20 protein-coding genes are annotated in these 25149 nt (G+C 62.8%); 19 read left to right on the top strand and 1 reads right to left on the bottom strand.

The window, feature by feature from the left end:
• The first annotated feature begins 401 nt into the window (after positions 1 to 401).
• Positions 402 to 1112, top strand: coding sequence for a cupin domain-containing protein (locus tag FXN65_RS20425; RefSeq protein WP_151135821.1), 711 nt, complete (start codon positions 402 to 404; stop codon positions 1110 to 1112).
• A gap of 259 nt (positions 1113 to 1371) precedes the next feature.
• Here FXN65_RS20425 and FXN65_RS20420 read toward each other — a convergent pair whose 3' ends face one another.
• Complete coding sequence (locus FXN65_RS20420; protein WP_151135819.1) at positions 1372 to 2697, bottom strand: NAD(P)/FAD-dependent oxidoreductase; 1326 nt, start codon at positions 2695 to 2697, stop codon at positions 1372 to 1374.
• A gap of 578 nt (positions 2698 to 3275) precedes the next feature.
• Between FXN65_RS20420 and FXN65_RS20415 the strand changes: the two genes are divergently transcribed.
• From FXN65_RS20415 to FXN65_RS20330, 18 genes are all read left to right on the top strand, one after another.
• Complete coding sequence (locus tag FXN65_RS20415) at positions 3276 to 4265, top strand: ornithine cyclodeaminase family protein (protein ID WP_151135817.1); 990 nt, start codon at positions 3276 to 3278, stop codon at positions 4263 to 4265.
• Positions 4266 to 4300: 35 nt separating this feature from the next.
• Complete coding sequence (locus FXN65_RS20410) at positions 4301 to 5299, top strand: threonine/serine dehydratase (RefSeq protein WP_151135815.1); 999 nt, start codon at positions 4301 to 4303, stop codon at positions 5297 to 5299.
• Positions 5300 to 5609: 310 nt separating this feature from the next.
• Positions 5610 to 6314, top strand: a complete 705-nt coding sequence (locus FXN65_RS20405) for a haloacid dehalogenase type II (protein WP_151135813.1) — start codon at positions 5610 to 5612, stop codon at positions 6312 to 6314.
• Positions 6314 to 7390 carry a phosphotransferase gene (locus FXN65_RS20400; RefSeq protein ID WP_151135811.1) on the top strand — a complete coding sequence of 359 codons (1077 nt, stop codon included), beginning with the start codon at positions 6314 to 6316 and terminating at the stop codon, positions 7388 to 7390. Before FXN65_RS20405 ends, FXN65_RS20400 begins: the two co-directional genes overlap by 1 nt.
• Positions 7374 to 8726 carry an aspartate aminotransferase family protein gene (locus FXN65_RS20395; RefSeq protein ID WP_151135809.1) on the top strand — a complete coding sequence of 451 codons (1353 nt, stop codon included), beginning with the start codon at positions 7374 to 7376 and terminating at the stop codon, positions 8724 to 8726. Before FXN65_RS20400 ends, FXN65_RS20395 begins: the two co-directional genes overlap by 17 nt.
• A gap of 21 nt (positions 8727 to 8747) precedes the next feature.
• On the top strand, positions 8748 to 9251 hold the full coding sequence (locus FXN65_RS20390; protein ID WP_151135807.1) for an Lrp/AsnC family transcriptional regulator: 504 nt from the start codon (positions 8748 to 8750) through the stop codon (positions 9249 to 9251).
• Between the two features lie 298 nt (positions 9252 to 9549).
• A complete protein-coding gene (locus FXN65_RS20385; protein WP_151135805.1) occupies positions 9550 to 11019 on the top strand; it encodes an aldehyde dehydrogenase family protein in 1470 nt (489 codons plus the stop codon).
• A gap of 286 nt (positions 11020 to 11305) precedes the next feature.
• Positions 11306 to 11974 carry a haloacid dehalogenase type II gene (locus FXN65_RS20380; RefSeq protein WP_151135803.1) on the top strand — a complete coding sequence of 223 codons (669 nt, stop codon included), beginning with the start codon at positions 11306 to 11308 and terminating at the stop codon, positions 11972 to 11974.
• Between the two features lie 26 nt (positions 11975 to 12000).
• Positions 12001 to 13275 carry an NAD(P)/FAD-dependent oxidoreductase gene (locus FXN65_RS20375; protein ID WP_151135801.1) on the top strand — a complete coding sequence of 425 codons (1275 nt, stop codon included), beginning with the start codon at positions 12001 to 12003 and terminating at the stop codon, positions 13273 to 13275.
• Between the two features lie 127 nt (positions 13276 to 13402).
• Positions 13403 to 15052 carry an ABC transporter substrate-binding protein gene (locus FXN65_RS20370; RefSeq protein WP_151135799.1) on the top strand — a complete coding sequence of 550 codons (1650 nt, stop codon included), beginning with the start codon at positions 13403 to 13405 and terminating at the stop codon, positions 15050 to 15052.
• A gap of 72 nt (positions 15053 to 15124) precedes the next feature.
• Positions 15125 to 16078 (top strand): ABC transporter permease, encoded by a 954-nt coding sequence (locus FXN65_RS20365; RefSeq protein WP_151135797.1) that lies wholly within the window; start codon positions 15125 to 15127, stop codon positions 16076 to 16078.
• Between the two features lie 71 nt (positions 16079 to 16149).
• On the top strand, positions 16150 to 17001 hold the full coding sequence (locus tag FXN65_RS20360) for an ABC transporter permease (protein WP_244620690.1): 852 nt from the start codon (positions 16150 to 16152) through the stop codon (positions 16999 to 17001).
• A 1-nt stretch (position 17002) separates the two neighbouring features.
• Entirely contained in the window at positions 17003 to 18832 is a 1830-nt protein-coding gene (locus FXN65_RS20355; RefSeq protein ID WP_151135793.1) for an ABC transporter ATP-binding protein, read from the top strand.
• On the top strand, positions 18829 to 19137 hold the full coding sequence (locus FXN65_RS20350) for a (2Fe-2S)-binding protein (protein WP_151135791.1): 309 nt from the start codon (positions 18829 to 18831) through the stop codon (positions 19135 to 19137). Before FXN65_RS20355 ends, FXN65_RS20350 begins: the two co-directional genes overlap by 4 nt.
• Positions 19119 to 20543, top strand: a complete 1425-nt coding sequence (locus tag FXN65_RS20345) for an FAD/NAD(P)-dependent oxidoreductase (protein ID WP_151135789.1) — start codon at positions 19119 to 19121, stop codon at positions 20541 to 20543. The genes FXN65_RS20350 and FXN65_RS20345 overlap by 19 nt, the downstream gene beginning before the upstream one ends.
• 41 nt (positions 20544 to 20584) lie before the next feature.
• Entirely contained in the window at positions 20585 to 21694 is a 1110-nt protein-coding gene (locus tag FXN65_RS20340; protein WP_394351306.1) for an NAD(P)/FAD-dependent oxidoreductase, read from the top strand.
• Complete coding sequence (gene argE, locus FXN65_RS20335) at positions 21691 to 22848, top strand: acetylornithine deacetylase (RefSeq protein WP_151135785.1); 1158 nt, start codon at positions 21691 to 21693, stop codon at positions 22846 to 22848. The genes FXN65_RS20340 and argE overlap by 4 nt, the downstream gene beginning before the upstream one ends.
• Positions 22849 to 22990: 142 nt before the next feature.
• Positions 22991 to 25030 carry a methyl-accepting chemotaxis protein gene (locus FXN65_RS20330; protein ID WP_151135783.1) on the top strand — a complete coding sequence of 680 codons (2040 nt, stop codon included), beginning with the start codon at positions 22991 to 22993 and terminating at the stop codon, positions 25028 to 25030.
• The last annotated feature ends 119 nt before the right edge of the window (positions 25031 to 25149 follow it).

The raw sequence follows: 25149 nt of genomic DNA, 5'->3' as shown, positions 1-25149 counted from the left end.
GCCCAGATGGGGGACAACGCTTTTATGGCAGCTCAGATGAATCGCGTCGGTTCGAGGTGTGACGACGTTAGGTTCGTTCGGTCATTGAAATCGACTTAGAACGTGGCTGGCCGGCGAGGACCGAACCCGTCCTCCCCTCGAACGCGGTGGCTATATCTCAGCTGCAAATAAGGCCTGGCAAGGGGGGCGGATCAATTCGGTGGATTACATAAGTTTCGGATTTTCAGGCAGCAGCTAATGCTCGAGCGGGGTGGGAAGTCCGCAGCAAATATCGGGTGATATTTCCTAGCATGAGACCTGGCAGCGGAGCCCACCAAGCCGGTGCCACACCTTCTTTTCGACCTCCTTCATGAGTCGCCGATGCGCGCCTCGTCTACTCCCCATCATTGGAGACACTATCCATGTCACACCCTATTGCTTCGCTGCTGGTGCACGCCGACGGCATTCCCGCTGCAGAGTTTCCCCCCGCCTCCCTGAGTTCGTCCGATCCCTTCGGCGACGTTCGTCAAGTGGCCTATCAGGGCGACGATGGCATTTCCGCTGGCACTGTCCAGGCAAGTGGAGAGCTAGTCGTCGAGGATTACCCGCACACTGAAATGCTGGTCGTCCACTCCGGACAGGTCACGCTGCAGGACGAGCAGCAGATAATCGAACTGAGCGTCGGAGCCAGCGTGGTGATCGGTCGTGGCACGGCGCTGCGCGTGCGGGCGCAGGCTGGCAGCCTCTGGGCGTTCTTCGCGTTGAGCCAGGCCAGCGGTGAGCGCAAACCCGGCCTGACTCCACTCAATCCGCGTGCGGCGCTGAACCCCTCGCAAGGGCCGGATGCGCAGATCCTGATCAGCCCCGCCCCGCAATGCCGTTCCCATAACGCGTTCGTGGACAGTGCCAGCAATCTGCTCATCGGTGTCTGGGATTCGACGCCCTACACGCGTCACGCTCGTCCGCACAAGGTGCATGAGCTGATGCACCTGATCGAAGGCAGCGTCACCCTGCAGCTCGCCGACGGCGTCGAGCTGAAGGTCAATACCGGCGATACGGTATTCGTGACCCAGGGCACACCCTGCGCCTGGGAGAGCAGCGTCTACGTTCGCAAGCTGTACGTCGTCAAATAAGCCTTGGTGGTCGGCGCTTGCGCGATAGCGATCCGCAGGCGCTTTACCAGTTGGCCCCCGGCTCTTCTGCTCTCTTTATGGCGTAATTGTCCCGAGCGGCACGCCGGGGCTGCCGCGTTTCAGCCAACTGGATTGGATTGCAGAAGAGGGGCAGGGTTGCCCAAGGCAGTCCGATACTCGCTCACAGGTTCGAGCAGCTCGGTCGATAACGAAGGGGAGAAGAGGCGGGAGCGAGGCTCCCGCCAGAGCGGCGAGGTGCTCAGAACTCCGAGACCTTGCCCCAGACGCCTTTGTTCAGGCGTGCGAGGCTGTACTGGGTATGGTCCACGAACGGCGTCTGCCCCTGTGCCAGTTCGGCGATCAGGCGCCCGGCGCCGGGGCCGATGCCGAAGCCGTGACCCGAGAAGCCTGCGGCCAGAATGAAGCCAGGCAGGTTTTGCGCCTCATCGATGACTGGTACACCATCGGGGGTACTGTCGATATAGCCGGCCCAGCCTGCCTGAACCGGTACGCTGCCCAGAGCGGGCAGTAGTCGGCGCGCGCGGGCCAGCGTATCGCGCAGTATCGATTCCGACGGGCGCGGATCGAGGATGCGCACCCGCTCCATCGGTGTGGGCCGGTCGAGCGCCCATTTGCTGCGCGTCTCGTGTCCGTATTGCCAACCCTGCAGGTCACCCGGTGAGAGCATTTGCCAGCGCTTGGCGAACATCGGCAGAAAGTACGAGGAGAAGCGTAGTTGCTGTGGCGTCGGATCCACGCAGGCACGTCCGGAAATGGCCAAGGTATAGCCGCCGTCGCCCCGCCGAGTGACGGTCACCTCACTGGTATGCAGCGCATCTGGAATCCCCTGTATACCCGGCATAACCGAGAGAATGGAGGAGCGCACCGAGGCCTGAGGAAAGCGAATCCCAAGCTGGGCGCAGAAAGAGGAGGCCCAGGCACCGCCGGCCATCACCACCTGGCGGGTCTTGATCACGCCTTTTTCGGTGATGACTCCCGATACGCGGCCGGCCTCGGTCTCAACGCCGCGGGCGGCGCAAAACTGATGGATCGTGCCGCCATGCTTGATGACGCCCTTGGCGATCAGCGGTGCAGCCCGCGCCGGATCGGCGATGCCGTCGGATGGCGAGAATACCCCACCCAGCCAGGGCTTGCCGGTGGCCGCGCCACGTTGGGTGGCTTCGGCGCTGCTTAGCATATGGGTGGTGACTCCCTGGGTGATGGCGAAGTCGCGCCACTTGGCCCAGCCATCGAGTTCGGCCTGGTCATCCGACAGATAGAACAGCCCACAGCGGCGGAAACCGAGGTCTTCGCCGAGGTCGGCGCTGATCTCCTCCCAGAGCGCAAGGCTCTTGGTCGATAACGGCAGTTCGCGCGCATCGCGGTTCTGCTGGCGGCACCAGCCCCAGTTGCGGCTGGATTGTTCTGCGCCAATACGTCCCTTCTCCACCAGGGCAACACTCATGCCCTGGCGCGACATGAAATAGGCGGCGCATACGCCAATGATGCCGCCGCCGATGACGACGACATCGGCGCTTTTTGGCAGCTCCGGACTGGACTGCATGGTGATCAAGGGAGCCGGCATTCTGTTCTCCTAGCCTGGAACCTGTTGTTTTACGGCTTTGCAGAAATCGGTGCAGACCAGCGCTGCAAGGCCGTGTCGGCGCGCGCCGATTAAGTTGATCGATGCGCACCAGAGCGGATGATCGAAACTGAGATTCGGGTCTCCCGCCTTGTCGCTCGTTTCGGCGTGGCAGACCAGGCTCCGGCAGTCATCGATGCCGTTGCGCTGATCCTAATCTTAGGCATCACGCCCCGGCGGGGGCTGTCGTATTGGCCGTGTGCAATCGCAGAATCGGGTGTTTTCGAGGTTGCCCTCGGAAGTTTCTGCTGCGGTGTTGGGGGCGCCAGGTTCTGTAGCTACGGGAATGCCTGCTGCACGGCCTGGGGAGCGATGCGTGAGTTGCAGGAGTGGAGCGATAGCTTTCGCCGATGGCGATAAAAATGATCGGAAGTTGCGCAGTCGCCTGGTATCCGAAATTTTCTGCCGATTGCTCGGCGGCATACTGAGCGCAGCAGATAGGCACGGCACTCTCGAGTTATTTGCGCTGATCATGCCTGTACGAATCCCTGCCCCGATTAGAGAGCAACGAGATCCCGTAGATGAAAACACTGCTGCTCAGCAAAGAAGAAGTCGGCAGATTGATATCCATGAAGGAAGTCATAGGTGCTGTGGAAGAGGCCTATAAGGCTTTCAGCGGTGGGCAGGTGGAACAGCCCGATTACATAGGCATACATCTGCCGGAGCCGCGCGGCGAGATCGACTTCAAGGTCGGTTACTGCAAGACCAATGAAATCATCTCGATGAAGGCCTCGTCCGGCGGCTTCCTCGATAACCCGGACGCGCATGGTGTGCCCAACGGTATGGGTAGCGTTCTGCTGTTCGATGCCAGGAGCTGCGCGCTGATCTGCGTGATGGATGGAAGCCTGCTCACCGGCCTCAGGACGGGCGCGTCGGGCGCCGTCTCGGTCAAGGCGCTGGCGAGAAAGAACGCCAAGAAGATCACCTGCATAGGCACCGGCAACCAGGCGCGGATGCAGATTCGCGCCATCAGCCTGGTGATGCAGATCGAAGAGATCCATGCCTGGAGCAGAAGCCCGGAAACGCGCGAGCGCTTCAAGGCGGATATCGAAGGCGAGTTCGGCATCCCGGTGATCCTGGCGGACTCGAAGCAGGAGGCGGTCGAGCAGGCCGACATCCTCATCACCACCACCCGTGGCAAGGGCTCGCTGGTAGAGGCGAGCTGGGTGAAACCCGGCACTCATATCGTCGCCATCGGTACTGATATGAAAGGCAAGCAGGAGCTGGATCCCGAGATATTCAGGCACGCCAAGATAGTCAACGACTCGATCTCGCAGTGCATCGACAAAGGGGAAACCTGGCATCCGCTCAACCAGAAGATCATCGGTCTGGACGATATCCACGCCGAGCTCGGCGAGATCCTGCTGGGCAGAAAACCGGGCCGGGAGAACGATGATGAGATCACCATTTTCGACTCCACCGGCATGGCCATACAGGACAACACCACGGCCGAAAAAATCTATCGCAATGCGCTGGAAAACAACGTCGGAACCTTCTTCGCGTTCCTTTGAGACGTGATTTTCGGAAGTAGGAGAGAGGACATCATATGCGCGACCATCCGACCATTCAGGACATTCGAGAAGCCCAACAGCGGCTCAAACCCCATATCAAACATACGCCGCTACTGCGCGCGGAGAAGATAGAAAAAGCCGCCGGTTGCCAGCTCTATCTGAAGCCCGAAACCCTGCAGATCACCGGGGCGTTCAAGATTCGCGGCGCGTTGAACAAGACACTGTCGCTACCCAGGGAAGAGATCGCCAACGGCATCATCGCCACCTCGTCCGGCAATCACGCCCAGGGCCTTGCCTATGCTGCCCGCATGCTGGGCGTGAAAGCTATTCTGGTGTTGCCGGTGACCACACCCAAGATCAAGATCGCCAATACCGAAGCCCTCGGGGCGGAGGTCATTCTTTTCGATGGCGACACCGCTGCCCGCTGGAAAAGGGTGTATGAGATCGCCGAGGAGAACGGCTATGTGCCCGTCCATGCTTTCGAGGACCCGTTGGTGATGGCCGGCCAGGGCACCATCGGCTGCGAGATCCTCGAAGACCTGGCGGATGTCGATACGGTCATCATCCCCATGGGCGGCGGCGGCCTGATATCAGGCATCGCCACCGCCATCAAGGAAACCCGGCCATCGGTGCGCGTCGTCGGTGCGGAGCCGGCGCTGACGCCTAAGTACTACCACAGCCGGTTGAACAAGCAGCGCACCACGCTGCCCTTGAAGAACACTATCGCTGATGGATTGCGCATCAGCGTGCCGGGGCAGAACCCCTATCCGATCATCGAGCGCTACGTTGACGAGATCGTCCTGGTGGAGGACGAGCACATCGTCCAAGGCATGCGCGCCCTGGCCAAGGACGCGAAACTAATCGCCGAGCCCGCCGCCGCGATCGGTATCGGTGCGCTGCTGGCGGGTGTGGTCAAGGTCCGGCCGGATGAGAAGGTCTGCGTGGTGCTGACCGGTGGCAACTGGGACCTGTGCGACCTGGCCGAGGTCTACGCCTCTGCCTACGCAATGGACAGTCCGCATAGAAAACCGTGATGCCGCGTACTGCCGAACGCCCTTCCTTAATGGAGGGGCGTTTTGTTTTGCCAAGCAGGAAAAGAATGGGTCGCGCTGCCCAGAAAAACTTACTGGCCAACGCAGCTGCTACCCCCGTCTGAATGCGTGGGTGTGACGACGCCACGCCGGCCGATCACGGCCCTTCAAGGGAGGGCCGCAGATCCTGCCAGCATGCTCCGGATCAAGCAGGAATCTGCCTGAGTCACCCGGCAATAGAGCATTTCCGTAGGGCTGAGATTCATAGACTTGTAGTCACCAACCTGTCATCCACCTGTAGGAGATCGACCAAGTGACATACAAACCGAAATTCATCAGCTTCGATTGCTACGGCACGCTCATCAACTTCGAAATGGGCCCGACCGCGAAAAAGCTCTTCGAAGATCGCGTTCCGAGCGAGCGGATGCCGGCCTTCCTGGACAGCTTTCGCTTCTACCGTCTCGATGAGGTACTGGGTGAGTGGAAGCCGTTCTTCGATGTGGTGGAGAACTCCATTCAACGCACGTGCAAGAAGCACGGCGTGGAATATCGTGCATCCGATGCGCTCGCCCTGTACGAGGCCGTGCCGACTTGGCAGCCGCACCCGAACGTCGTCGAGACGCTTGAGGCAATCGCTCCGCATGTTCCGCTGGTAATTCTGTCGAACTCGATGGTCGATCTGATCCCGCACAGCGTCGCCCACCTCAAGGCGCCTTTCCACGCGGTCTACACCGCCGAAGAGGCTCGCGCCTACAAGCCGCGGGCGCAGATGTTCGAGTACATGTTCGACCAGCTCGGCTGCGGGCCGGAGCAGATGATGCACGTCTCGTCGTGCTTCCGTTACGACCTGATGACCGCGTCGGATCTCGGATTCATGGCCAAGGCCTTTATCGACCGCGGTCACGCGCCTGCCTGCGACGGCTATGGTGTCAACCGCCTGACGGATATTCGCCAACTTCCCGGTTTGCTCGGCCTCGATTGCCTAGCCCAGACCGCCCCGATGAAACGGGGCGAGTGATGGCAGACAATCGTCCGATGGCGGCAGCGGCGTTGAGCACGGCGGCACCCAACCTCGCCCCGAACGAGGTGCGGGCCTTGGTTCGCTGTCTCTACGGCATCGATGGCAGCGTTAAATCACTGGTGGGCGAACGCGACCAGAACTGTTGCGTGGAGACGGCCGACGGCAGGCGTTACGTCGTTAAGATCAGCAATCCATCGGAGCCGCTTGCGGTGGTGGATTTTCAGATCGCGGCGCTCGAGCACATCGCCCGCGTCGCGCCCGGCCTGCCGGCGCCGCGGGTGGTGCGCACGCTTGGCGGGCGTGCGCGCGACAGCGTAGCGCTGGCCGGCGGGGTGCAGACCAGCGTGCGGATGCTGACCTATCTCGAAGGCGTACAGATCCGCGAAACCCCGCGTACCGCCGCGCAGCGTCGGGCCATGGGACGATTGCTCGCGGAACTGAACCTGGCACTGCGTGATTTCAACCATCCTTCGGCGACGCACGATCTGCTGTGGAACGTTTCCGCGGCGCAGCGCCTGGCATCCAAGCTCGATGCCATCGAGGACGCCCCGCGCCGCGCGCTCGCCGAGTCGTTCATGACGCGCTTCACCGAGCATGTGCTGCCGCGTCTGCCGGCGCTCAGGTCGCAGGTCATCCACAACGATTACCACCTCTACAACGTGCTGGTCGCCCCAGAGGACCATCAGCGCATCGTGGGAATCATCGACTTCGGCGATATGCTGCATGCCCCGCTGGTGGGGGAGGTCGCCACGGCGGCGGCCTTTCACATGACTGGCAGCGCCGATCCGTTCGAGGGGGCGGCGCAGTTCGTCGGCGCTTATCACGCCACGCTGCCGCTCAGCGAAATGGAGCAGGAGGTCGTTACCGATCTCATGGCCACACGTCATCTGATCACCGTGTTGATTTCGGAGTGGCGGGCCAGGCGCTACCCGGAGAACCGCGCCTACATCATGCGCCACAACCCCGCCTCGTGGGAGGCGCTGTCGCTGATGGCCGACCTTTCCCGCGATCAGGCGCGCGACCTATTACTCACCGAAGTACGCAAAGGACAAACCAATGAAGAGCACCACTGACCTCAACATGGTCAACGCTTATATCCCTGGACGCGCCGAACTAAGCCCCGCAACCGCGGCGATGATCGAGCGGCGCGACGCTTTGCTCGGCCCGGCCTATCGGCTGATGTACGAGCACCCACTGCATATCGTGCGCGGCGAGGGCGTGTGGCTGATCGATCCGGAGGGGCGCCGTTACCTCGACGTGTACAACAACGTGGCCTCGCTCGGGCATTGCCACCCGGCCGTGACCGAGGCAATCTGCCGGCAGGTGCAGACGCTGGCGACCAACACCCGCTATCTGCACAATACCATTCTCGAACTGGCCGAGCGCCTGCTCGCCACGGTGCCCGAGACCGAGCTCGCGCATCTGATGCTGACCTGCACGGGTAGCGAGGCAAACGACGTCGCCTATCGCATCGCCCAGGTGCGCACCGGCGGCACCGGAGTGATCGTCACTGAGACCGCCTATCACGGCTTCACCGATGCGGTGTCGAAGTTCTCGCCTTCGCTCGGCGTGACGGTTGATCTCGGGGCCCACGTTCGCCTGGTGCCGGCGCCGCGTCTCTACCATGCCGAGGGTGCCGATCTCTGCGAACGCTTCACCCGCGATGTCGAGGTGGCGATCGCCGATCTGCAGCGTCACGGCATCAAGCCGGCGGCACTCATCGTCGATTCGCTGTTCACCAGTGATGGCATCCTGCCTGAGCCAGCGGGCCTGTTGAAGGGCGCGGTCGAGGCGATCAAGCGGGCCGGTGGCATTTTCATCGCCGACGAGGTCCAGCCTGGATTCGGCCGGACGGGCGAGCACATGTGGGGCTTCCAGCGTCATGGCGTGATCCCCGACATCGTCACCCTGGGCAAGCCGATGGGCAACGGGCAACCTATCGCGGGACTGCTGGCCACCGCTGAGGTGTTGGCGGAGTTCGGCAAGAACTCCAGGTACTTCAATACTTTCGCCGGCAATACCGTCTCTTGCGCCGCAGCGTTGGCCGTGCTCGATACGATCGAGAAGGAAGGCCTGGTGCAGCATGCCGCCAGGGTCGGGAAGATTCTGCGCGAAGGTATCGCCGCGCTTGCCGACCGGCACGAGGCCATCGGTGATGTACGAGGTGCGGGCATGTTCGTCGCTGTGGAACTCGTCGCGGACCGCACAACGCGAGCCCCCGACCGCGAGCTCACCACCCGGGTGGTCAATTTGATGCGCGACAAAGGTGTCCTGCTCAGCGCCTGTGCGATGGGACACAATGTGCTGAAGATTCGACCACCGTTGGTGCTGACGGCAGAGCAAGCCGGTATGGTGATCGAGACGCTCGACGCAGCGCTGACTGAAGCACAATCTGCAAAGGCGCGCTAACCGGCCTCGAAGGTAATCGACATGCGACCTACGGCTTCCCTCGACCTGTTCGATATCAAGATTCTTTTGCATCTTCAGCGCGAGGGGCGCTGTTCCAATGTCGATCTGTCGGCAGCCATCGGCCTCAGTGAGAGCCCGTGTCTGCTGCGCACCAAACGTCTGCAGGATACCGCCGTCATCCGCGGCTACCGTGCGGAGGTTGCGCTGGAGAAGCTGGGCAGCCACGTCGTGGTGTTTTCCGAGGTGACCATCAGCAGCCATCGACCCCGCGACTTCCGCAAGTTCGAAGCCGGGGTTGGCAAGTATCAGGAGATAGTCGAGTGCTACAACGTCAGCGGCGGTTACGACTACCTACTGAAAATCGTGGCACCCAGCATTACCTGGTTCCAGGCACTGATGGATCGGCTGCTGGATGACGAGATCGGCATCGAGAAATTTGCCAGCCGTATCGTACTGCGTGAGCCGCTCGATCGACGCGGGTATCCGCTGAACACCATCGCAACCGGAAAGCCAAGTTGGGACTGATCAAGCGTCACGTTGGCGCATGAATTTCGTCCTTGCAGCGCTATGAGTCTGCGGATGGAGTTTGTGTTCGGTCGTGCTTCTAACCTTTCGCGGCGGGCCGGATAAGGCGGCTATACGCAGCTGCTGCCATGTGCGATGAGGGATTTCGGTATATTGCGCAAATGGCGGCTCGACAAGCCGCAGCTACTGCTCAAATGGGGGGTAAGGTCGGCAGCATATATCGGGCAATGTTTCCTAGGATGGAGGCCTGGTCACGTACGCACCGAGCCGGTGCCAAGCCCTTATCCTGGAGTCCTTTATGAACAGCTTCGACCCTAGCATCGTCAAGGTCCGTAGTGCCCACTTCATTGGTGGCAGATACCGCGACGGCCTTCCGGGGCTGGAGGTGGCGCGCCCCTCCGATGGCCGTTATTACGCGCCGCTGCCGGTCGCCGATGTGGCATTGGTTGACGAGGCAGTGGAGAACGCCTGGCAGGCCTTTTGCCGCAGCGACTGGGCAACCCGTCCGCCGCGCGAGCGCTGCCGTGTCCTGCGCCGCTGGGCAGACCTGATCGAGGCCGATGCAGCCACGCTGGCGTCGATGGAGGCGGTCGGTTCGACCCGTCCGCATAAAGATGTGCTGGGCTGGGACATTCCCTATGTGGCTGAGGTGCTGCGCTTCTTCGCCGAGCTGGCGGACAAGCATGGCGGGCAGGTGGCGGCCACCCAGCGCGATCGTCTCGGGATGCAGATCGCCGAACCCTATGGGGTGATCGGTGCCATCGCTCCGTGGAATTTCCCGCTGAGCATGGCCAACTGGAAGGTCGCACCCGCCCTGGCGGCTGGTAATGCCGTCGTCCTCAAGCCGTCGGAGCTCACGCCATTCTCCATCCTGCGTTACGCCGAATTGGCAGTGCAGGCCGGCCTCCCGCCGGGCATCCTCAATGTGGTGCAGGGCGATGGCCGGCTCACCGGCGATGCACTGTGCCGCCATCCGCGAATCAGCAAAGTGACCTTCACCGGCTCCACCGCCACCGGCGCGAGCATCATGTCGACCTGCGCCAAGTTCGGACCCAAGCCGGTCACCCTAGAGCTAGGCGGCAAGAGCCCGCAACTGGTGTTCGCCGATGTTCCGGACCTGCGCAGGACCGCCCTCAGCGTTGCCAAGGGAATCACCGGAAACGCCGGTCAGGTCTGCGTCTCCGGTTCGCGCCTGATCATCGAGCGCTCAATTCTGGATCCCTTCGTCGAGTACCTGCGGGACTATTTCCGCGAACTGCGCCCCGGCCATACCTGGGCGACGCAGACGAGTCTGTCGCCGATCATCTCGCGTCAGCAGGCCGAGCGCATCGACGGGATCGTCCAGCGTTCACGCCAGGCCGGCGCCGAAGTTCTCGAGGGTGGTGGGTCGATCGACGGCCTAGGCGGCGCCTACTACCAGCCCACCCTGTTGGGCGTGGCGGACAGCCGCAACCCGGCGGTGCTCGAAGAAATCTTCGGCCCGGTGCTGACCATTCAGACCTTCCAAGACGAACAGCAGGCGCTGCAACTGGCCGAACACCCCACCTATGGCCTGGCGGCCGGGGTGCACACCGCCGACCTCAATCGCGCATTGCGCCTGATCCGCGGTCTCGAGGTCGGCACGGTGTGGGTCAATCGTTATGGTCGCAGCGACGACCATGTACTACCTACCGGAGGCTACAAGCGTTCGGGTATTGGCAAGGACCTTGGCAGCGAGGCCTTCGAGGCCAATTTGCGGCACAAAAGTGTGCTGATCGATATCGGTTGATTCTGCTGCGATGTGACTCACAAGGGCGCCCGATGGGCGCCCTTTGCGTTTGTGTGGACCTGTGAAAGGCGCATGGACCGTGGTTTTTCACGTTTTAAGTTCGATCCGCAAAGTCTGCTGAGGCGAGCCTGCAAAACGGTTTTTTGTATCGAGGGGGCGGCGCTTTTAACCTCATCTGCTGGGGTCACAGTGCTGTAATGATCAGGCAGTACAGCGCGACGTCAGAGTTTCTCCAGTGGAGTCGATGTTGACTGCAATAACTTCAACAAGACATCAGGACTGCGCCATGAGCTTTCTTCGACCCAAGTACATCACCTTCGACTGCTACGGCACTCTGACCAACTTCCAGATGGGCCCTTTGACCCGAGAGCTGTTCGCTGATCGCGTGCCGGCCGAGCAGATGGACCAGTTCGTTCAGGACTTCGCCGCTTATCGCCTGGATCAGGTGATGGGCGACTGGCGGCCTTATGATGAAATTCTGAAGACCGCCCTTGCTCGGGTGTGCAAGCGCTGGGGTGTCGAGTATCGCGGCGAAGGCCAGCTCTACTACGATGCCGTGCCGACGTGGGGGCCGCATGCCGATGTTACGGCCGGTCTGTCGAAGATCGCTGACAAGATCCCGCTGGTGATCTTCTCCAACGCGATGGACGAGCAGATCATGTCCAACGTCGACAAGCTGGGCGTTCCTTTCCACAAGGTCTTCACTGCCCAACAAGCCCAGGCCTACAAGCCTCGCCTGGCCGCCTTCGAATACATGCTCGACAACCTCGGTTGCGGTCCGGAAGACGTACTGCACGTGTCTTCAAGCTTCCGCTACGACCTGATGTCGGCCCACGACATGAAGATCAAGAACAAGGCCTTCGTCGCCCGTGGCCACGAACAGCCGGGTAATACCTGCTACAGCTACCACCAGATCTCCGACATCGGCGGCCTGCCTGCCCTGGTTGGGCTCTGATCGCCACTTCGCACGAGGAGCTGGAGATGCACAGCGATTCCTACTGGCTCGACACGGCGCCTGCATTCACTGGGGCGCAGACCGGATCGCTTCCGGCTCGGGTCGACGTGGTTGTTGTCGGCGGAGGTTTCACCGGTCTTTCGGCTGCCCGTTCTCTGGCCATGAAAGGGGCCAGCGTAGCAGTGCTGGAAGCCGGGCGGGTGATCGGCGAGGCGTCCGGGCGCAACGGCGGTCATTGCAGCACCGGGGTTGCTCATGACTACGTGGGGCTGGCCGCCAGCCTTGGAACCGAGCGGGCGCGCCGCTACTACCGTGCTTACGAAAGCGCGGTGCAGAGCGTGGTCGCGCTGGTCGAGCAGGAACGAATTGCCTGTGATCTCACCCGCAACGGCAAGCTCAAGCTGGCCGCCAAGCCTCATCACTACGAGGGGCTGGCGCGGACTTGTGAGGTGATCCGCCAGGAGGTCGATGCCGAGGTCGAGTTGCTGTCCGCCGATCAGGTGCGCAGCGAAGTCGATTCGGCCGAGTTCCATGGCGGTCTGCTGCAGCGCAACGGTGTGCAGATGCATATCGGCCGCTTCGGTATCGGTCTGGCGGAGGCGGCGGCGCGGCACGGCGCGTTGGTCTACGAGCAGACCACCGTGCAGGGCTGGAAGGCCGCCGCTGGTGGCTACCGGGTCGATACTAGCCGCGGCAGCCTTCAGGCCGGCCAGGTGCTGATGGCGACCGGCGCCAGCCAGCATGGCGGCCTGGGCTGGTACCGGCGTCGGATCGTGCCTGTGGGCAGCTTCATCATCGCCACCGAGAAGTTGTCCGACGCCATGATCGAGCAGATGTTGCCGCAGCGTCGCTCGTACGTCACCAGTCGCACCATCGGCAACTACTTCCGTCTTACCCCGGATAACCGTCTGCTGTTCGGTGGACGGGCGCGGTTCGCCATGTCCGGCGGAAGTTCCGACGTGAAGAGCGGCAAGGTGCTACAGGCGGCTTTGACGCAGATGTTTCCGCAATTGGCCCACGTAAAAGTCGACTACTGCTGGGGCGGGTTGGTGGATATGACCTCTGACCGCCTGCCACGCGCCGGCCAGCATGGTGGCGTGTACCACTCCATGGGCTACAGCGGCCATGGCGTGCAGATGTCGGTGCACATGGGCCAGGTGATGGCTGAGGTGATGGACGGCAAGGTCGAGGCCAATCCCTGGGGTGAACTGAGCTGGCCGGCGATTCCCGGCCATTTCGGCAAGCCGTGGTTCCTGCCGCTGGTGGGTGCCTATTACCGGGTCCAGGACTATTTGCATTAAGCGCATACGTGGTCAAGGAGAGCTATCCACACGAGCGAGACTGTTGATTCACCGTCGTTTGCGTTACCAGGTGGCTCCGCTCAACTGCGGGCATTCGAGCCTTCTCATTATCGACAGGTAGAACGATATGACTGACAACAAGAATAAAACCGAATCCCAGCTGATCAGCGGTTCGGAAAGCCAACGTATTTTCGAAGGACTCAATCGCGGTATGTCGCGGCGTGATGCGCTACGCATGCTGGGACTGGCCGGGGTGGCTGTCGCGGGCGCCAGCAGCCTGTTCGGCTCAGCCGGTCAGGTGTTCGCATCTACTTCTACCTCCACCGACACGGGCAAAGGCAAGCGCGGCGGCCGCATCAAGGTAGCCAGTGCGACCAGTTCTACCGCCGACACGCTGGACCCGGCCAAGGGTGCGAATTACACCGATTACTGTCGTCACAACATGTTCTACAACGGCCTGACCACGCTGGACGAGAAGTTGGTGCCGCGCATGGCCTTGGCAGAGTCGTTCGATACGAGTGACGCGATCTCCTGGACCGTCAAGCTGCGCAAGGACGTTGTGTTCCAAGATGGCAAGCCGTTCACCTCGGCGGATGTGGTCTATTCGTTGAACCGCCACAAGTTGCCTGAGCTCGGTTCCAAGGCACTGACAATCGCCAAGCAGTTCAGTGAAGTGAAGGCTGTTGGTCCCAATGAGGTGCAGATCATCCTGGGCAGTCCGAACGCGGACCTGCCGGCTATCCTCGGCACTACACACTTCCTCATTGTGCGAGACGGCACTACCGACTTCAGCATTGCCAATGGCACCGGGCCATTCAAATGCGTCGAGTTCCAGCCGGGCGTGCGTTCTATCGGCAAGCGCAACGACAGCTATTGGAAACCGGGCCTGCCTTACCTCGACGAGATCGAGTTCTTCTCCATCCCGGACGAGGCGGCTCGTATCAGTGCCCTGCTGGCCGGCGACGTGGACCTGATCAATCCGGTCAACCCGCGTTCGGTTTCGCGCCTTCTGGACAACCCCAAGGTCGCCTTGATGGAGACCAAGACCGGTGGCTATACCGACCTGGTGATGCGCGACGAGCTGGGCCCGGTGCAGAACCCGGACTTCGTCCTGGCCATGAAACACCTGCTCGATCGCAAGCAGATCAACCGGGTCGCCTACCGTGGCTACGGCACCATCGCCAACGATCAACCGATCGCCCCGAGCAACCGCTACTACTTCGCTGGTCTTCCGCAGCGTGAGTTCGACCCGGAGAAGGCCAAGTTTCACCTGCAGAAGTCTGGCATGACCGGGCGCTCCATTCCGCTGGTGGCCTCCGAAGCCGCTACCGGTTCGCTGGACATCGCCCAGTTGCTGCAGCTGTCGGGCCAGCAGATCGGGCTCAAGCTCGATATCAAACGGGTACCGGCAGACGGCTACTGGTCCAGCCACTGGATGAAGCACCCGCTGGGCTTCGGCAACGTCGGTACACGGCCGACCGCGGATCTGCTGTTCAGTCTGTTCTTCCAGTCCGACGCCAGCATGAACGAGTCGGGCTGGAAGAATGAGCAGTTTGACCAACTACTGCTTGCCGCCCGCGGCGAGACCGACGAGGCCAAGCGGAAACAGATGTACGCCGACATGCAGGTGCTGGTGCATGAGCACGGCGGCATCGGTATCCCGCAGTTCAACAGCAGCCTCGACGGCCACAACGCCAAGCTGAAAGGCCTTTCTCCCCATCCGCTCGGTGGGTTGATGGGCTACATGTTCGCCGAACACGTCTGGTTGGATGCCTGAACGCTGGTTCGATAACCAAGGCTCCGTCTGCAGGGCAGTGCAGGCGGAGCCATAGAAGAAAAGGGTTCAGTTATGAACAGCACCATTGCGCGCCTTGTGATTGGTCGGCTGGCTGTCGGCGTGCTGACGTTGCTTATTGTTTCGCTGGTGGTCTACTTCCTCACCAGCTTGCTTCCCGGCGATGCGGTCCAGGAGCAGCTCGGCCAGGAGGCGACCCCCGAAGCGGTGGCGGCCCTGCGTGCGCAGCTCGGCCTCGATCAGCCGGTCTACCTGCGTTACCTCTACTGGCTGGGCGGGCTGGTTACCGGCAACCCAGGTGTTTCCCTGGTCAACGGCATGCAGGTCGACTCAATGATCGCCAGCCGCCTACCCAATACCCTGAGGCTGGCCGTGATCACCGCGCTGGTCTCGGTGCCGCTGGCGCTGACCATCGGCATTCTCTCGGCAATGTATCGCGGCTCGATCTTCGACCGCTACAGCAACATGCTGGCGGTGTTCGCCGTCTCCGTCCCGGAATTTCTGATCGCCACCATCGCCGTGTTGATCTTCGCCGTGAAGCTGGGCTGGCTGTCAGCACTGTCGCGCAACGTCGATGTCCACACGTTCGGTGAGTTGGTGCGCGTCTACGCCATGCCGGTGCTGACCCTGTGCTGCGTGCTGACGGCGCAAATGGCGCGTATGACCCGCGCAGCAGTAATCGATCAGCTCAGTGCTCCCTATGTCGAGATGGCGGTGCTGAAAGGGGCTCGGCCGATCCGCGTGGTGCTGCGTCATGCACTGCCTAACGCCATCGGACCGATCGCCAACGCCGTGGCGTTGAGTCTTTCCTATCTGTTGGGTGGTGTGGTGATTGTTGAGTCGATCTTCAACTATCCGGGCATCGCGACGTTGATGGTGAACGGTGTGATTACTCGAGATATGCCGCTGGTACAGACATGCGTGATGATGTTCTGCCTTGGCTTTCTGGTGCTGGTGCTGCTGGCTGACCTCTGTGCAATTCTTTCCAACCCGAGGCTGCGTAAATGAAAGCGAACCGCAATACACCGAAACCAAACGGAACGCCTGATGGCGATAACGCATTGCCTGCGGAAGGACCGATGAAGGACCAGGCCTCTGCCGTTAAGCACCGCAAACGTTGCTTCTCGCTATCCGTTGGCGGCGCCATCGGCCTGCTGCTAGTACTGTTCTGGGCCCTGATGGCCTTTATCGGCCCGCTGATCGCGCCGCACGACGCCAACGCCCTGATCGGCGATGACTTCTTCGGCCCACTCAGCTGGGAGTTCCCGCTGGGCACCGATTACCTGGGCCGCGATATCTTGAGCCGGCTGCTGTACGGCGCGCCCTACACCATCGGCCTGGCCCTGGTGGCCACCCTGCTGGCCTGCACCGCCGGCGTGGTGCTGGGGTTGGTGGCGGCCGCCTCCGGTGGCTGGGTCGACGCGCTGATCAGCCGCACCCAGGATGCGCTGATCGCCATCCCCAACAAGATCTTTGCCCTGCTCATGGTCGCCTCGTTCGGCTCCTCGGTGCCGCTGCTGCTGGTGATGGCTGCCTTCGCCTACATGCCGGGTTCGTTCCGCATCGCCCGGGCCGTGGCGGTGAACGTGATGACCATGGACTTCGTCCGAGTCGCCCGCACGCGAGGTGAAGCCATGCCCTACATCATCTTCGTCGAGGTGCTGCCGAACATGCTGCGCCCGGTGCTGACCGATTTCGGCCTGCGCTTCGTGTACGTGGTGCTGTTGCTTAGCGCGATGAGTTTCCTCGGCCTGGGCATACAGCCGCCGGACGCCGACTGGGGCTCTCTGGTGCGCGAGAACATCGATGGCCTGGGCCAGGGCGCACCGGCCGTGCTGGCGCCGGCGGTGGCCATCGCCACCCTGACCATGGGGGTCAACCTGCTCATCGACAGCTTCGGCGGGCGGTCCAAGCGCGAGACGGAGAAGTGAGATGAACGAAATCGTCAGGGTAAGCGGTCTGCGTGTGGCCGCACGCAACGAAGAGGGTGTCGACGTACCGATCGTGCACGGTGCCGATTTCAGCCTGAACAAGGGCGAGGTGCTGGCGCTGATCGGCGAATCCGGCTCGGGCAAGAGTACGATCGCGCTGTCTCTGATGGGCTATGCGCGCGCCGGTTGCCGCATCGTCGGCGGCTCGGTGCGCATCGGCGACGTCGACGTGCTCAAGCTGTCGAACGCCGAGCTGGCCAAGCTGCGCGGCCGCACCGTGGCCTATATCGCACAGAGCGCGGCCGCGGCGTTCAACCCGTCGAAAAGCATCATGGAGCAGGTGATCGAAAGCGCGCTGATCCATGGCGTGCTGACGCGGCAGCAAGCGCAGGCCAAGGCCGTCGAGCTGTTCCGCGCGCTGGCGCTGCCGGAACCCGAGCGCATCGGCTCGCGCTATCCGCACCAGGTCTCGGGCGGGCAGCTGCAGCGTCTGATGGCGGCGATGGCGCTGATCACCGATCCGGCGCTGGTGATTCTCGACGAGCCGACCACGGCGCTGGACGTCACCACCCAGATCGAAGTGTTGCGCGCCTTCAAACAGGTGGTGCGTGAGCGCGATACCACGGCGATCTACGTGTCCCACGACCTCGCAGTCGTGGCGCAAATGGCCGACCGCATCATCGTTCTGCGCGACGGCCAGATTCAGGAAAACAGCAGCACCGGGCAGATCCTCGAAGAGCCGGAGCACCCCTATACCCGCAGTCTGCTGGAGGCGATGAAGCCGGCGGCGAACAATGTCGGTGAACAGGAGATCGCTCCCGCGGAAGAGGGCCTGCTGCTCGAGGTGCGCGGCCTAGAGATCTGCTACGGCACGAAGAAGGTGCTGCACGACGTCGATCTGAAGATCCGCCGCGGTGAAGCGGTGGGCGTGATAGGCGAATCGGGCTCGGGGAAAACCACTCTGGCGCAGGCCATCGCCGGCCTGGCCGAGCCGTCTGCCGGGCAGATCATGCTGGACGGCCAGCCGCTCAGCCGTTCGCTGGCCGGCCGCACTCGCGATCAGTTCCGTCGTGTGCAGTACGTGTTCCAGAACGCCGATACCGCGCTCAATCCGAAGCACAGCATCGAAGACATCCTCGGCCGTCCGCTGCGTTTCTACCACGGCATGAAGGGCGCGCAGCAGCAACGGCGAATCGCCGAGCTGCTGGAACTGGTGCAACTGCCGGCCAGCATCGCACAGCGCCGACCGGGCGAGCTGTCCGGTGGCCAGAAGCAGCGCATCAACCTGGCGCGGGCGCTGGCGGCGGAGCCGGACCTGATCCTCTGTGATGAGGTGACCTCTGCGCTGGACACTGTGGTTGGGGCCGCGATCCTCGAGCTGCTGCGCGATCTGCGTCGCGAGCTGGGGGTTTCCTACCTGTTCATCAGCCACGACATTTCCACCGTGCGTGCGCTGTGCGATGACATCGTGGTGATGTACAGCGGCCATAAGGTCGAGGCGGGCAACCAGCAGTCCTTCGCCCAGGTGCCTTTCCATCCCTACACCGACCTGCTGATCAATTCGGTGCCGGAGCTGCGCCAGGGCTGGCTGGAAAACTGCGGCGCCAACTACGGCGCGCTGCCGCGAATCGGCGAACCGGCCGCCGGGGTGAATCTCTGTCCGTTCCTCAACCGCTGCCCGATGCGGGTCGACGGCTTGTGCAATCGCAGCGCACCGCCACGCAACAGCATCGCCGGTGGCAGTGAGGTCCTCTGTCATCGCAGCGGCGCTGAGCTGCTAAAGGCGCAGCAGGGTGCGAACAGCTTGAAACTCGTGGGTACCTACGCATGAGCGGACGTTTCGTGCGGTTGGCCGAGCGTGACCGGTCAACGGTGAAGCTGATGGTCGATGGCGAGCCCATCGAAGCGTTACAGGGCGATACGCTGATGGTCGCTCTGCTGACCCGAGTGCCAGCGCTGCGCCAGTCGGAGTTCGTTCCGGGTAACCGCGCCGGCTTCTGCCTGATGGGCGCCTGTCAGGACTGCTGGGTCTGGACTCGCAGCGGTGAGCGTCTGCGCGCCTGTTCCAGCGAAGTCTGCGAAGGACTGGACATCGTCACCAGGCAACCGGAGGCGATATGGCCACTGCGCGGTTGAAAGACCTGCACAAGGAGGCCTGTCGGGTGGTGATCGTCGGTGCCGGCCCGGCCGGAACTCGCTGTGCCGAAGCTCTGGTTGCAGCCGGAATCCGGCCGATCCTGCTCGATGAGAACCGCCGCGATGGCGGGCAAATCTATCGCCGTCAGCCCGAAGGTTTCAGCCGCGACTACGCCACTCTATATGGCAGCGAGGCGGATAAGGCCAGGGCGCTGCACCAGACATTCGATCGCCTGCGCGGACAGATCGATTATCGGCCCGACACTCTGGTCTGGGGTTTGACGCCGGGCCAGTTGTGCTGCGTCAGCCAGGGCAGCCATTCGACAGTGGAATACGACGCGCTGATTCTCTGTACAGGCGCCACCGACCGGATAATGCCGATCGAGGGCTGGCAGTTGGCTGGCATCTACAGCCTGGGCGGGGCGCAGATTGCGCTGAAGGCCCAGGCGGTTTCCATCGGTCGCCGGGTGGTGTTTTTGGGCAGCGGGCCGCTGCTGTATCTGGTTGCCAGTCAGTACCTGAAGGCCGGCGCCAAGATAGCCGCAGTGCTCGATACCTCGCCGCTGCGCAGGCGCATCGCGGCCCTGCCAAATTTGCTAGCACGCCCTGGGGTGCTATTCGCCGGGATAAAGTTGCTGGCGCAGCTCCAGCGAGCCAAGGTTCCCGTTCATTTCGGTGTCGAGCCGCAGCGGATTCTCGGCGACGCCTCGTCGGGTGTCTGCGGCGTGCACGTGCGAACCGCCGCTGGCGATGATCTGCAGGTCGAATGCGATGCCTTGGCGCTGGGCTATCACCTACGGCCCGAGACGCAGCTGGCTGACCTGGCTGGCTGTCGCATGCGCTTCCATCAGGTTTCTCAGCAGTGGCTGCTGGATACCGACGAGCAGGGCCGCACCTCGGTCAAGGGCGTGTACGCCTCCGGCGACAGTACGCGCATTCGCGGCGCCGATGCTGCCGAACACGCCGGGCGCCTGACGGCGATGGCGCTGCTGCAGGACATGCGGCAACCCGTGAGTAGTGAGGCGCTCGCGCTTCACCGCCGCGCCTTGGCGGTGATGGAGCAGTTCAGTCAAGGCCTCTACCAGGCCTTTCCCTGGCCGGCGGCACAAGCCGGTGCGCTGCCGGACGAGGCGATCGTCTGCCGTTGCGAAATGATCAGCGCCGGAGAGCTGCGCGCCGCGGTGAGCGAGAAGGGTGCCTCCGAGGTCAACCGCGCCAAGGCGTTCAGCCGGGTCGGCATGGGCCGTTGCCAGGGCCGCTACTGCTCCCAGGCCGGTGCCGAAGTGATCGCCGCGGCCGCCGGCGTTGATGTCGAGCTGGTCGGCCGTCAGCGTGGCCAGGCACCGGTAAAGCCGCTGTCGATGTTGACCGAGGAGCTGAAGCCGGGCGAGGAGGTGGCGCTGTGAGCTTTGATCAGACCGATGTACTGATTGTCGGCGGCGGCCTCATGGGCGCGGCTTCGGCATTTTTCCTGCGTCAGCATGGGCGTTCGGTGGTCCTGCTTGAGCGGGACGTGATCGGCCAGTACGCCAGCGGGGTGAACTTCGGCAACGTCCGCCGCCAGGGACGTTTCCTCGGCCAGTTGGAGCTGGCCAACCACTCCTTCGCACTGTGGAAGCGCTTGCCGCAGCTGATCGACGATGACCTGGAGTTCATCACCAGCGGCCATATGCGGGTCTGTTATCGCGAGGACGAGATTGCTGAGCTGGAGGCCTACGCAGCAACCCCCGAGGCGCGCGAGCTGGATCTGCGCATCTATAGCGGGCGCGAGCTGCACACGCGTTTCCCGTTCCTCGGTCCTGAGGTTAAGGGCGGATCCTATGCGCCGCACGACGGCCATGCCAACCCGCGCCTCGCTGCACCCGCCTTCGCCCGCGCCGCGAGGCGTGCAGGCGCGATAGTCGAGGAGCGCTGCGAGGTGACCAGCGTAGAGAAGGTCGGCGGGCAGTTCCGGGTGACCACCAGCAACGGCCGCGAGTACCGCGCCGAGCAGGTACTGATCACGGCCGGTGCCTGGGGCGAGAAACTGTCCGCGCAGTTCGGCGAGCCAGTGCCCCTGATCACAAAGGGCCCGCAGATGTCGGTCACCGAGCCGGTGCCCTATGTCCTGAAGACTGTGATCGGCGTGTACACCAAGATGCCTGAAGAAGAGCTGTATTTCCGACAGATCCCGCGCGGCAACATCATCATCGGCGGCTGCAGTCACACCAAGCCGGACATGCTCAACCGACGCGCCCATTTCGATCCGCGCAGCCTCCTCAAACAGCTGCAGCAGATGCGCCGGCTCGTACCGGATATGACCAATCTGAACATCATCCGCACCTGGAGCGGTATCGAGAGCTATTTGCCGGACTCACTGCCGATCATGGGGCCGAGCGGCAAGGTCGAGGGTCTGTACTACGCCTTTGGCTTCAGCGGCCATGGTTTCCAGCTTGGCCCGGGCGTGGGCGACGTGATGGCTGAACTGATGAGTACCGGTGGCACCAACACTTCGATCGCGCCCTTCGGTATCGGCCGCTTCGCCGATTACACCGAGCAGCAGAGGAGGGCGTCATGAGACCCCGCGCACTGGAAATCCTCAAACGGCTGATTGCCTTCGATACCGTCTCCTCGGAATCGAACCTGGCGCTGATCGACTATGTCCGCGAGCTGCTGGCGAGTAAGGGCATCGAGTCGCTGATCGTCAAGGACGAGAGCGGGCGCAAGGCCAACCTGTTCGCGAGCGTCGGCCCGCGCGATGTGCCGGGCATCCTGCTGTCCGGACATACCGACGTAGTGCCGGCCGCCGGTCAGGCATGGACGGTGCCGGCGTTCCAGGCGACGGTGCGCGATGGGCGCATCTATGGCCGTGGCAGCTGCGACATGAAGGGCTTCATCGCCCTGGCCGTCGACGCCATGCTCAGCGCGACTGAAGCGCCGTTGACCCGGCCCCTGCAACTGGCCCTTTCGCATGACGAGGAGATCGGCTGCGTGGGTGTGCGGCGCCTGCTCGATGTGCTGCATCTGGCGCCTGTGAGGCCGATGCTGTGTGTCGTCGGCGAGCCGACCGAGATGCAGTTCGTTCTCGGCCACAAGGGCAAAGGTTCCTACCGCACTCTGTGCCGTGGCCAGGAGGCGCATTCCTCCCTGGCGCCGCGCTCGGCCAATGCCATCCACCTGGCGTGCGACTTCATCGCCGCGCTGCGCGAGGGGCAATGCCGCCTGCAACAGCAGGGCGCCCATGATGCGGCCTACGACGTGCCTTACAGCACCGTGCACGTCGGGCAGATCGCAGGCGGCAAGGCGCTGAACATCGTGCCGAATCTGTGCACCTTGGATTTCGAGGTCCGCAATCTGCCGGCCGACGACCTCGACCAGTTCATCGAGCAGATGCGCGAGCAGGCGCAGGTCATCGTCGCGGAGGCCAGGCGACTGTCCAGCGTCGCGGCCATCGAGATCGAAACCCTGAACGTCTATCCCGGCCTCGATACCCACCCGAGCGTCGAGGCCGTGCGCTTGCTGCAGGCGTTCGCAGCGCCGGGGACCGGCACCGCCAAGGTGTCTTTCGGCACCGAGGGCGGACTGTTCAACCAGCGCCTGGATGTGCCGGTGGTGGTCTGCGGCCCCGGCTCCATCGAGCAGGCGCACAAGCCCGACGAATTCGTCGAGTTGAGCCAGATGGACGCCAGCGAGCGTTTTCTTGATGGGCTGCTGGGCTCGCTGAAGGCGTAGCGCCGACGCTCTGCTACGGCCGCCTCGCGCCCGCAGCCGGGCCGCGCGGCTACGCAGGCGACAGTCGTGGGCAAAAAACTATAACCATAAAGCTGGACTGCTGAGGCTCCTCGTAGTCCCGAGCACTGCTGGAAACCCTGCCATGAAAGCTATGGAATACTTGTCCTTCTCCGCCAAGTTCGTCTTGCTCGGTGCATTGGCCTTCAGCCTGGTCCTGGTGCCGACCACTCTGTACTTGTTCGGCGCGCTGAAAAGCGGCCACCAAGCCGAGCGTGAATTGCATGGTGTTGTGCCGGTGCAGACGCTGCTGCAGCTGGTCGCGCTGACCCAGCAACATCGCGATCTGACCGCCAGCATGCTCGGCGGCGACAGCGGCCTGCAGCAGGCTCGCCAGGCTAAACAGGCCGAGTTGCAGCGTGCCTTCGAGGCGAGCGAGCAGGCGCTGCACGCAGCCGATGTCGAAGCCGATCTACTGGCCGCCTGGCAGCAGGTGCGTGAGCAATGGCGCACCCTTTCCGAGAAGATCGGCCAGGGCGATATCGGTGCCAGACAGAGCCTGCAACAGCATGCGCAGCTCATCGCGTCCAGCCTGCTGATTGAAGATGCCTTGCTCGATCACTTCGAGTTGGCGCTGGATCCGCTTCTGGACAGCGCCGCACTGATCAACTCAGCGCTGATCGAGATGCCGCAGACCGCCGAACTGTTCGGCCAGCTGCGTAGCTACGGCGCCCTGTATCTGGCACAGGGTCGCATTCTGCCGGAGCAGCAAGGCGCCCTGATGGGGCTCAGTGCCCAGGCGCTGGTCAGTGCCGAGAGGATGAGCCGCGCGTTCGCCAAGGCCTCTGCCGCCGATCCGGCGCTCGCGGCCATGCTGGAGGCACCGCTGGCTTCGCTGCGTCCGCAGATCCAGAAAGCCTTGGCATTGACCGACAAGGAGTTGATCTCGGCCATAGAACTGGATTTTGCCGGCGGTGGTGCCGGTTTGAAGCTGACCTACCCGGTGGCGGATTACCTGGCCGCTTATGCTCGGTCGATCGACGGCTTGCAGGCGATTGGCGACTCCGCCCTGATGGAGCTCGAGAAGAGGCTGGGCGAGCGGCGTGATGAACACCGCCGCCACACCCTGCTCATGTCCGCCGCTCTGCTGGCACTGTTGCTGATTGGTGGCACTGTCGCCGCATTGATCGTTATGCGTTTGCTCGCTCAGCTGAGAGAGGCCATGGCTGCCGCCGAGCGTATCGCCAAGGGCGACCTGAGCCAGCCGCTGGAAAGTGACGGCCGCGACGAAGCGGCTCGCCTGCTGCAGGCATTACACCGTATGCAAACCGATCTGCGCGTCACGGTCAGGCAGATTGTGTGTTCTTCAGAGCAGTTGGCCACGGCTTCGGGCGAGCTGAGCACGGTAACCGAGGGGGCCTCCTGTGGCCTGCAGCGCCAGTGCGAGGAGCTTGACCAGGCCGCTGCCGCCGTGACGCAGCTGACCACGGCCATCGAAGAGGTAGCGCGCAATGCGGTGTCCACCTCCGAGGTGTCGCTTTCGGCGGACCAGTGCTCGCGTCAAGGACACGACAGTGTTATCCGCACGGTTGATGCCATCGAGGCCCTAGCCGGCGATATCGAGTGCACCGCGCAGGCCTTACAGTCGTTGGCCGGTCGTATCGACGACATCGGATCGGTGTTGGATGTGATTCGAGCGATCGCCGAGCAGACCAACCTCCTGGCCCTGAACGCGGCGATTGAAGCAGCGCGAGCAGGCGAAAGCGGCCGCGGTTTTGCCGTGGTGGCCGACGAGGTTCGGGCACTGGCCCGACGCACACAGGATTCTACCCGGCAGATCGAAACCATCATCGGCGCGGTGCAACAGGGCAGCCAGGACGCTCTGCGGGCCATGCGCAGCAGCGATGGGCGAACCCGGGAGACCTTGGAGCTCGCCCGCGCGGCGGGTGTGGCACTGCAGCGCATCGTCGGCGCTATCACCGAGATCAACGAACGGAACCTGTGCATCGCCAGCGCCACCGAGCAGCAATCCCAGGTAGCGCGCGAGGTGGATCGCAATCTGCTCAATATCCGAGAGGTCGCCGCGCTGACTTCCAATGGAGCCGATCGGACTCAGCTTTCCAGCCGCCAACTCGCGGATCTCGCCGGGGAGATGAGCGATATGGTCAGACACTTCGTGATCTGATTCGGTACCTCGCGCGCCTGATTTGGAGTGCCGGCAGAGCCTGCCGTTGGTGGATGAATTTCAGCATCCGTCACCGCTCAAACCGCGCTTTCAGCATCCTCGTCTGCCTCGGCTCAATA

It is taken from the genome of Pseudomonas lalkuanensis, assembly GCF_008807375.1.
GTDB classification, from domain to species: domain Bacteria; phylum Pseudomonadota; class Gammaproteobacteria; order Pseudomonadales; family Pseudomonadaceae; genus Metapseudomonas; species Metapseudomonas lalkuanensis.
The sequence above is the reverse complement of the archived record's forward strand: the minus strand, read 5'-3'. Positions and strand labels throughout refer to the sequence as shown.

Excerpts from the sequence above, each read along its gene's own strand:
- FXN65_RS20425 (WP_151135821.1), top strand. The coding sequence starts at position 402 with ATGTCACACCCTATTGCTTCGCTGCTGGTGCACGCCGACGGCATTCCC.
- FXN65_RS20420 (WP_151135819.1), bottom strand. The coding sequence starts at position 2,697 with ATGCCGGCTCCCTTGATCACCATGCAGTCCAGTCCGGAGCTGCCAAAA.
- FXN65_RS20415 (WP_151135817.1), top strand. The coding sequence starts at position 3,276 with ATGAAAACACTGCTGCTCAGCAAAGAAGAAGTCGGCAGATTGATATCC.
- FXN65_RS20410 (WP_151135815.1), top strand. The coding sequence starts at position 4,301 with ATGCGCGACCATCCGACCATTCAGGACATTCGAGAAGCCCAACAGCGG.
- FXN65_RS20400 (WP_151135811.1), top strand. The coding sequence starts at position 6,314 with ATGGCAGACAATCGTCCGATGGCGGCAGCGGCGTTGAGCACGGCGGCA.
- FXN65_RS20395 (WP_151135809.1), top strand. The coding sequence starts at position 7,374 with ATGAAGAGCACCACTGACCTCAACATGGTCAACGCTTATATCCCTGGA.
- FXN65_RS20390 (WP_151135807.1), top strand. The coding sequence starts at position 8,748 with ATGCGACCTACGGCTTCCCTCGACCTGTTCGATATCAAGATTCTTTTG.
- FXN65_RS20385 (WP_151135805.1), top strand. The coding sequence starts at position 9,550 with ATGAACAGCTTCGACCCTAGCATCGTCAAGGTCCGTAGTGCCCACTTC.
- FXN65_RS20380 (WP_151135803.1), top strand. The coding sequence starts at position 11,306 with ATGAGCTTTCTTCGACCCAAGTACATCACCTTCGACTGCTACGGCACT.
- FXN65_RS20375 (WP_151135801.1), top strand. The coding sequence starts at position 12,001 with ATGCACAGCGATTCCTACTGGCTCGACACGGCGCCTGCATTCACTGGG.
- FXN65_RS20370 (WP_151135799.1), top strand. The coding sequence starts at position 13,403 with ATGACTGACAACAAGAATAAAACCGAATCCCAGCTGATCAGCGGTTCG.
- FXN65_RS20365 (WP_151135797.1), top strand. The coding sequence starts at position 15,125 with ATGAACAGCACCATTGCGCGCCTTGTGATTGGTCGGCTGGCTGTCGGC.
- FXN65_RS20360 (WP_244620690.1), top strand. The coding sequence starts at position 16,150 with ATGAAGGACCAGGCCTCTGCCGTTAAGCACCGCAAACGTTGCTTCTCG.
- FXN65_RS20355 (WP_151135793.1), top strand. The coding sequence starts at position 17,003 with ATGAACGAAATCGTCAGGGTAAGCGGTCTGCGTGTGGCCGCACGCAAC.
- FXN65_RS20350 (WP_151135791.1), top strand. The coding sequence starts at position 18,829 with ATGAGCGGACGTTTCGTGCGGTTGGCCGAGCGTGACCGGTCAACGGTG.
- FXN65_RS20345 (WP_151135789.1), top strand. The coding sequence starts at position 19,119 with ATGGCCACTGCGCGGTTGAAAGACCTGCACAAGGAGGCCTGTCGGGTG.
- FXN65_RS20340 (WP_394351306.1), top strand. The coding sequence starts at position 20,585 with ATGGGCGCGGCTTCGGCATTTTTCCTGCGTCAGCATGGGCGTTCGGTG.
- argE (WP_151135785.1), top strand. The coding sequence starts at position 21,691 with ATGAGACCCCGCGCACTGGAAATCCTCAAACGGCTGATTGCCTTCGAT.
- FXN65_RS20330 (WP_151135783.1), top strand. The coding sequence starts at position 22,991 with ATGAAAGCTATGGAATACTTGTCCTTCTCCGCCAAGTTCGTCTTGCTC.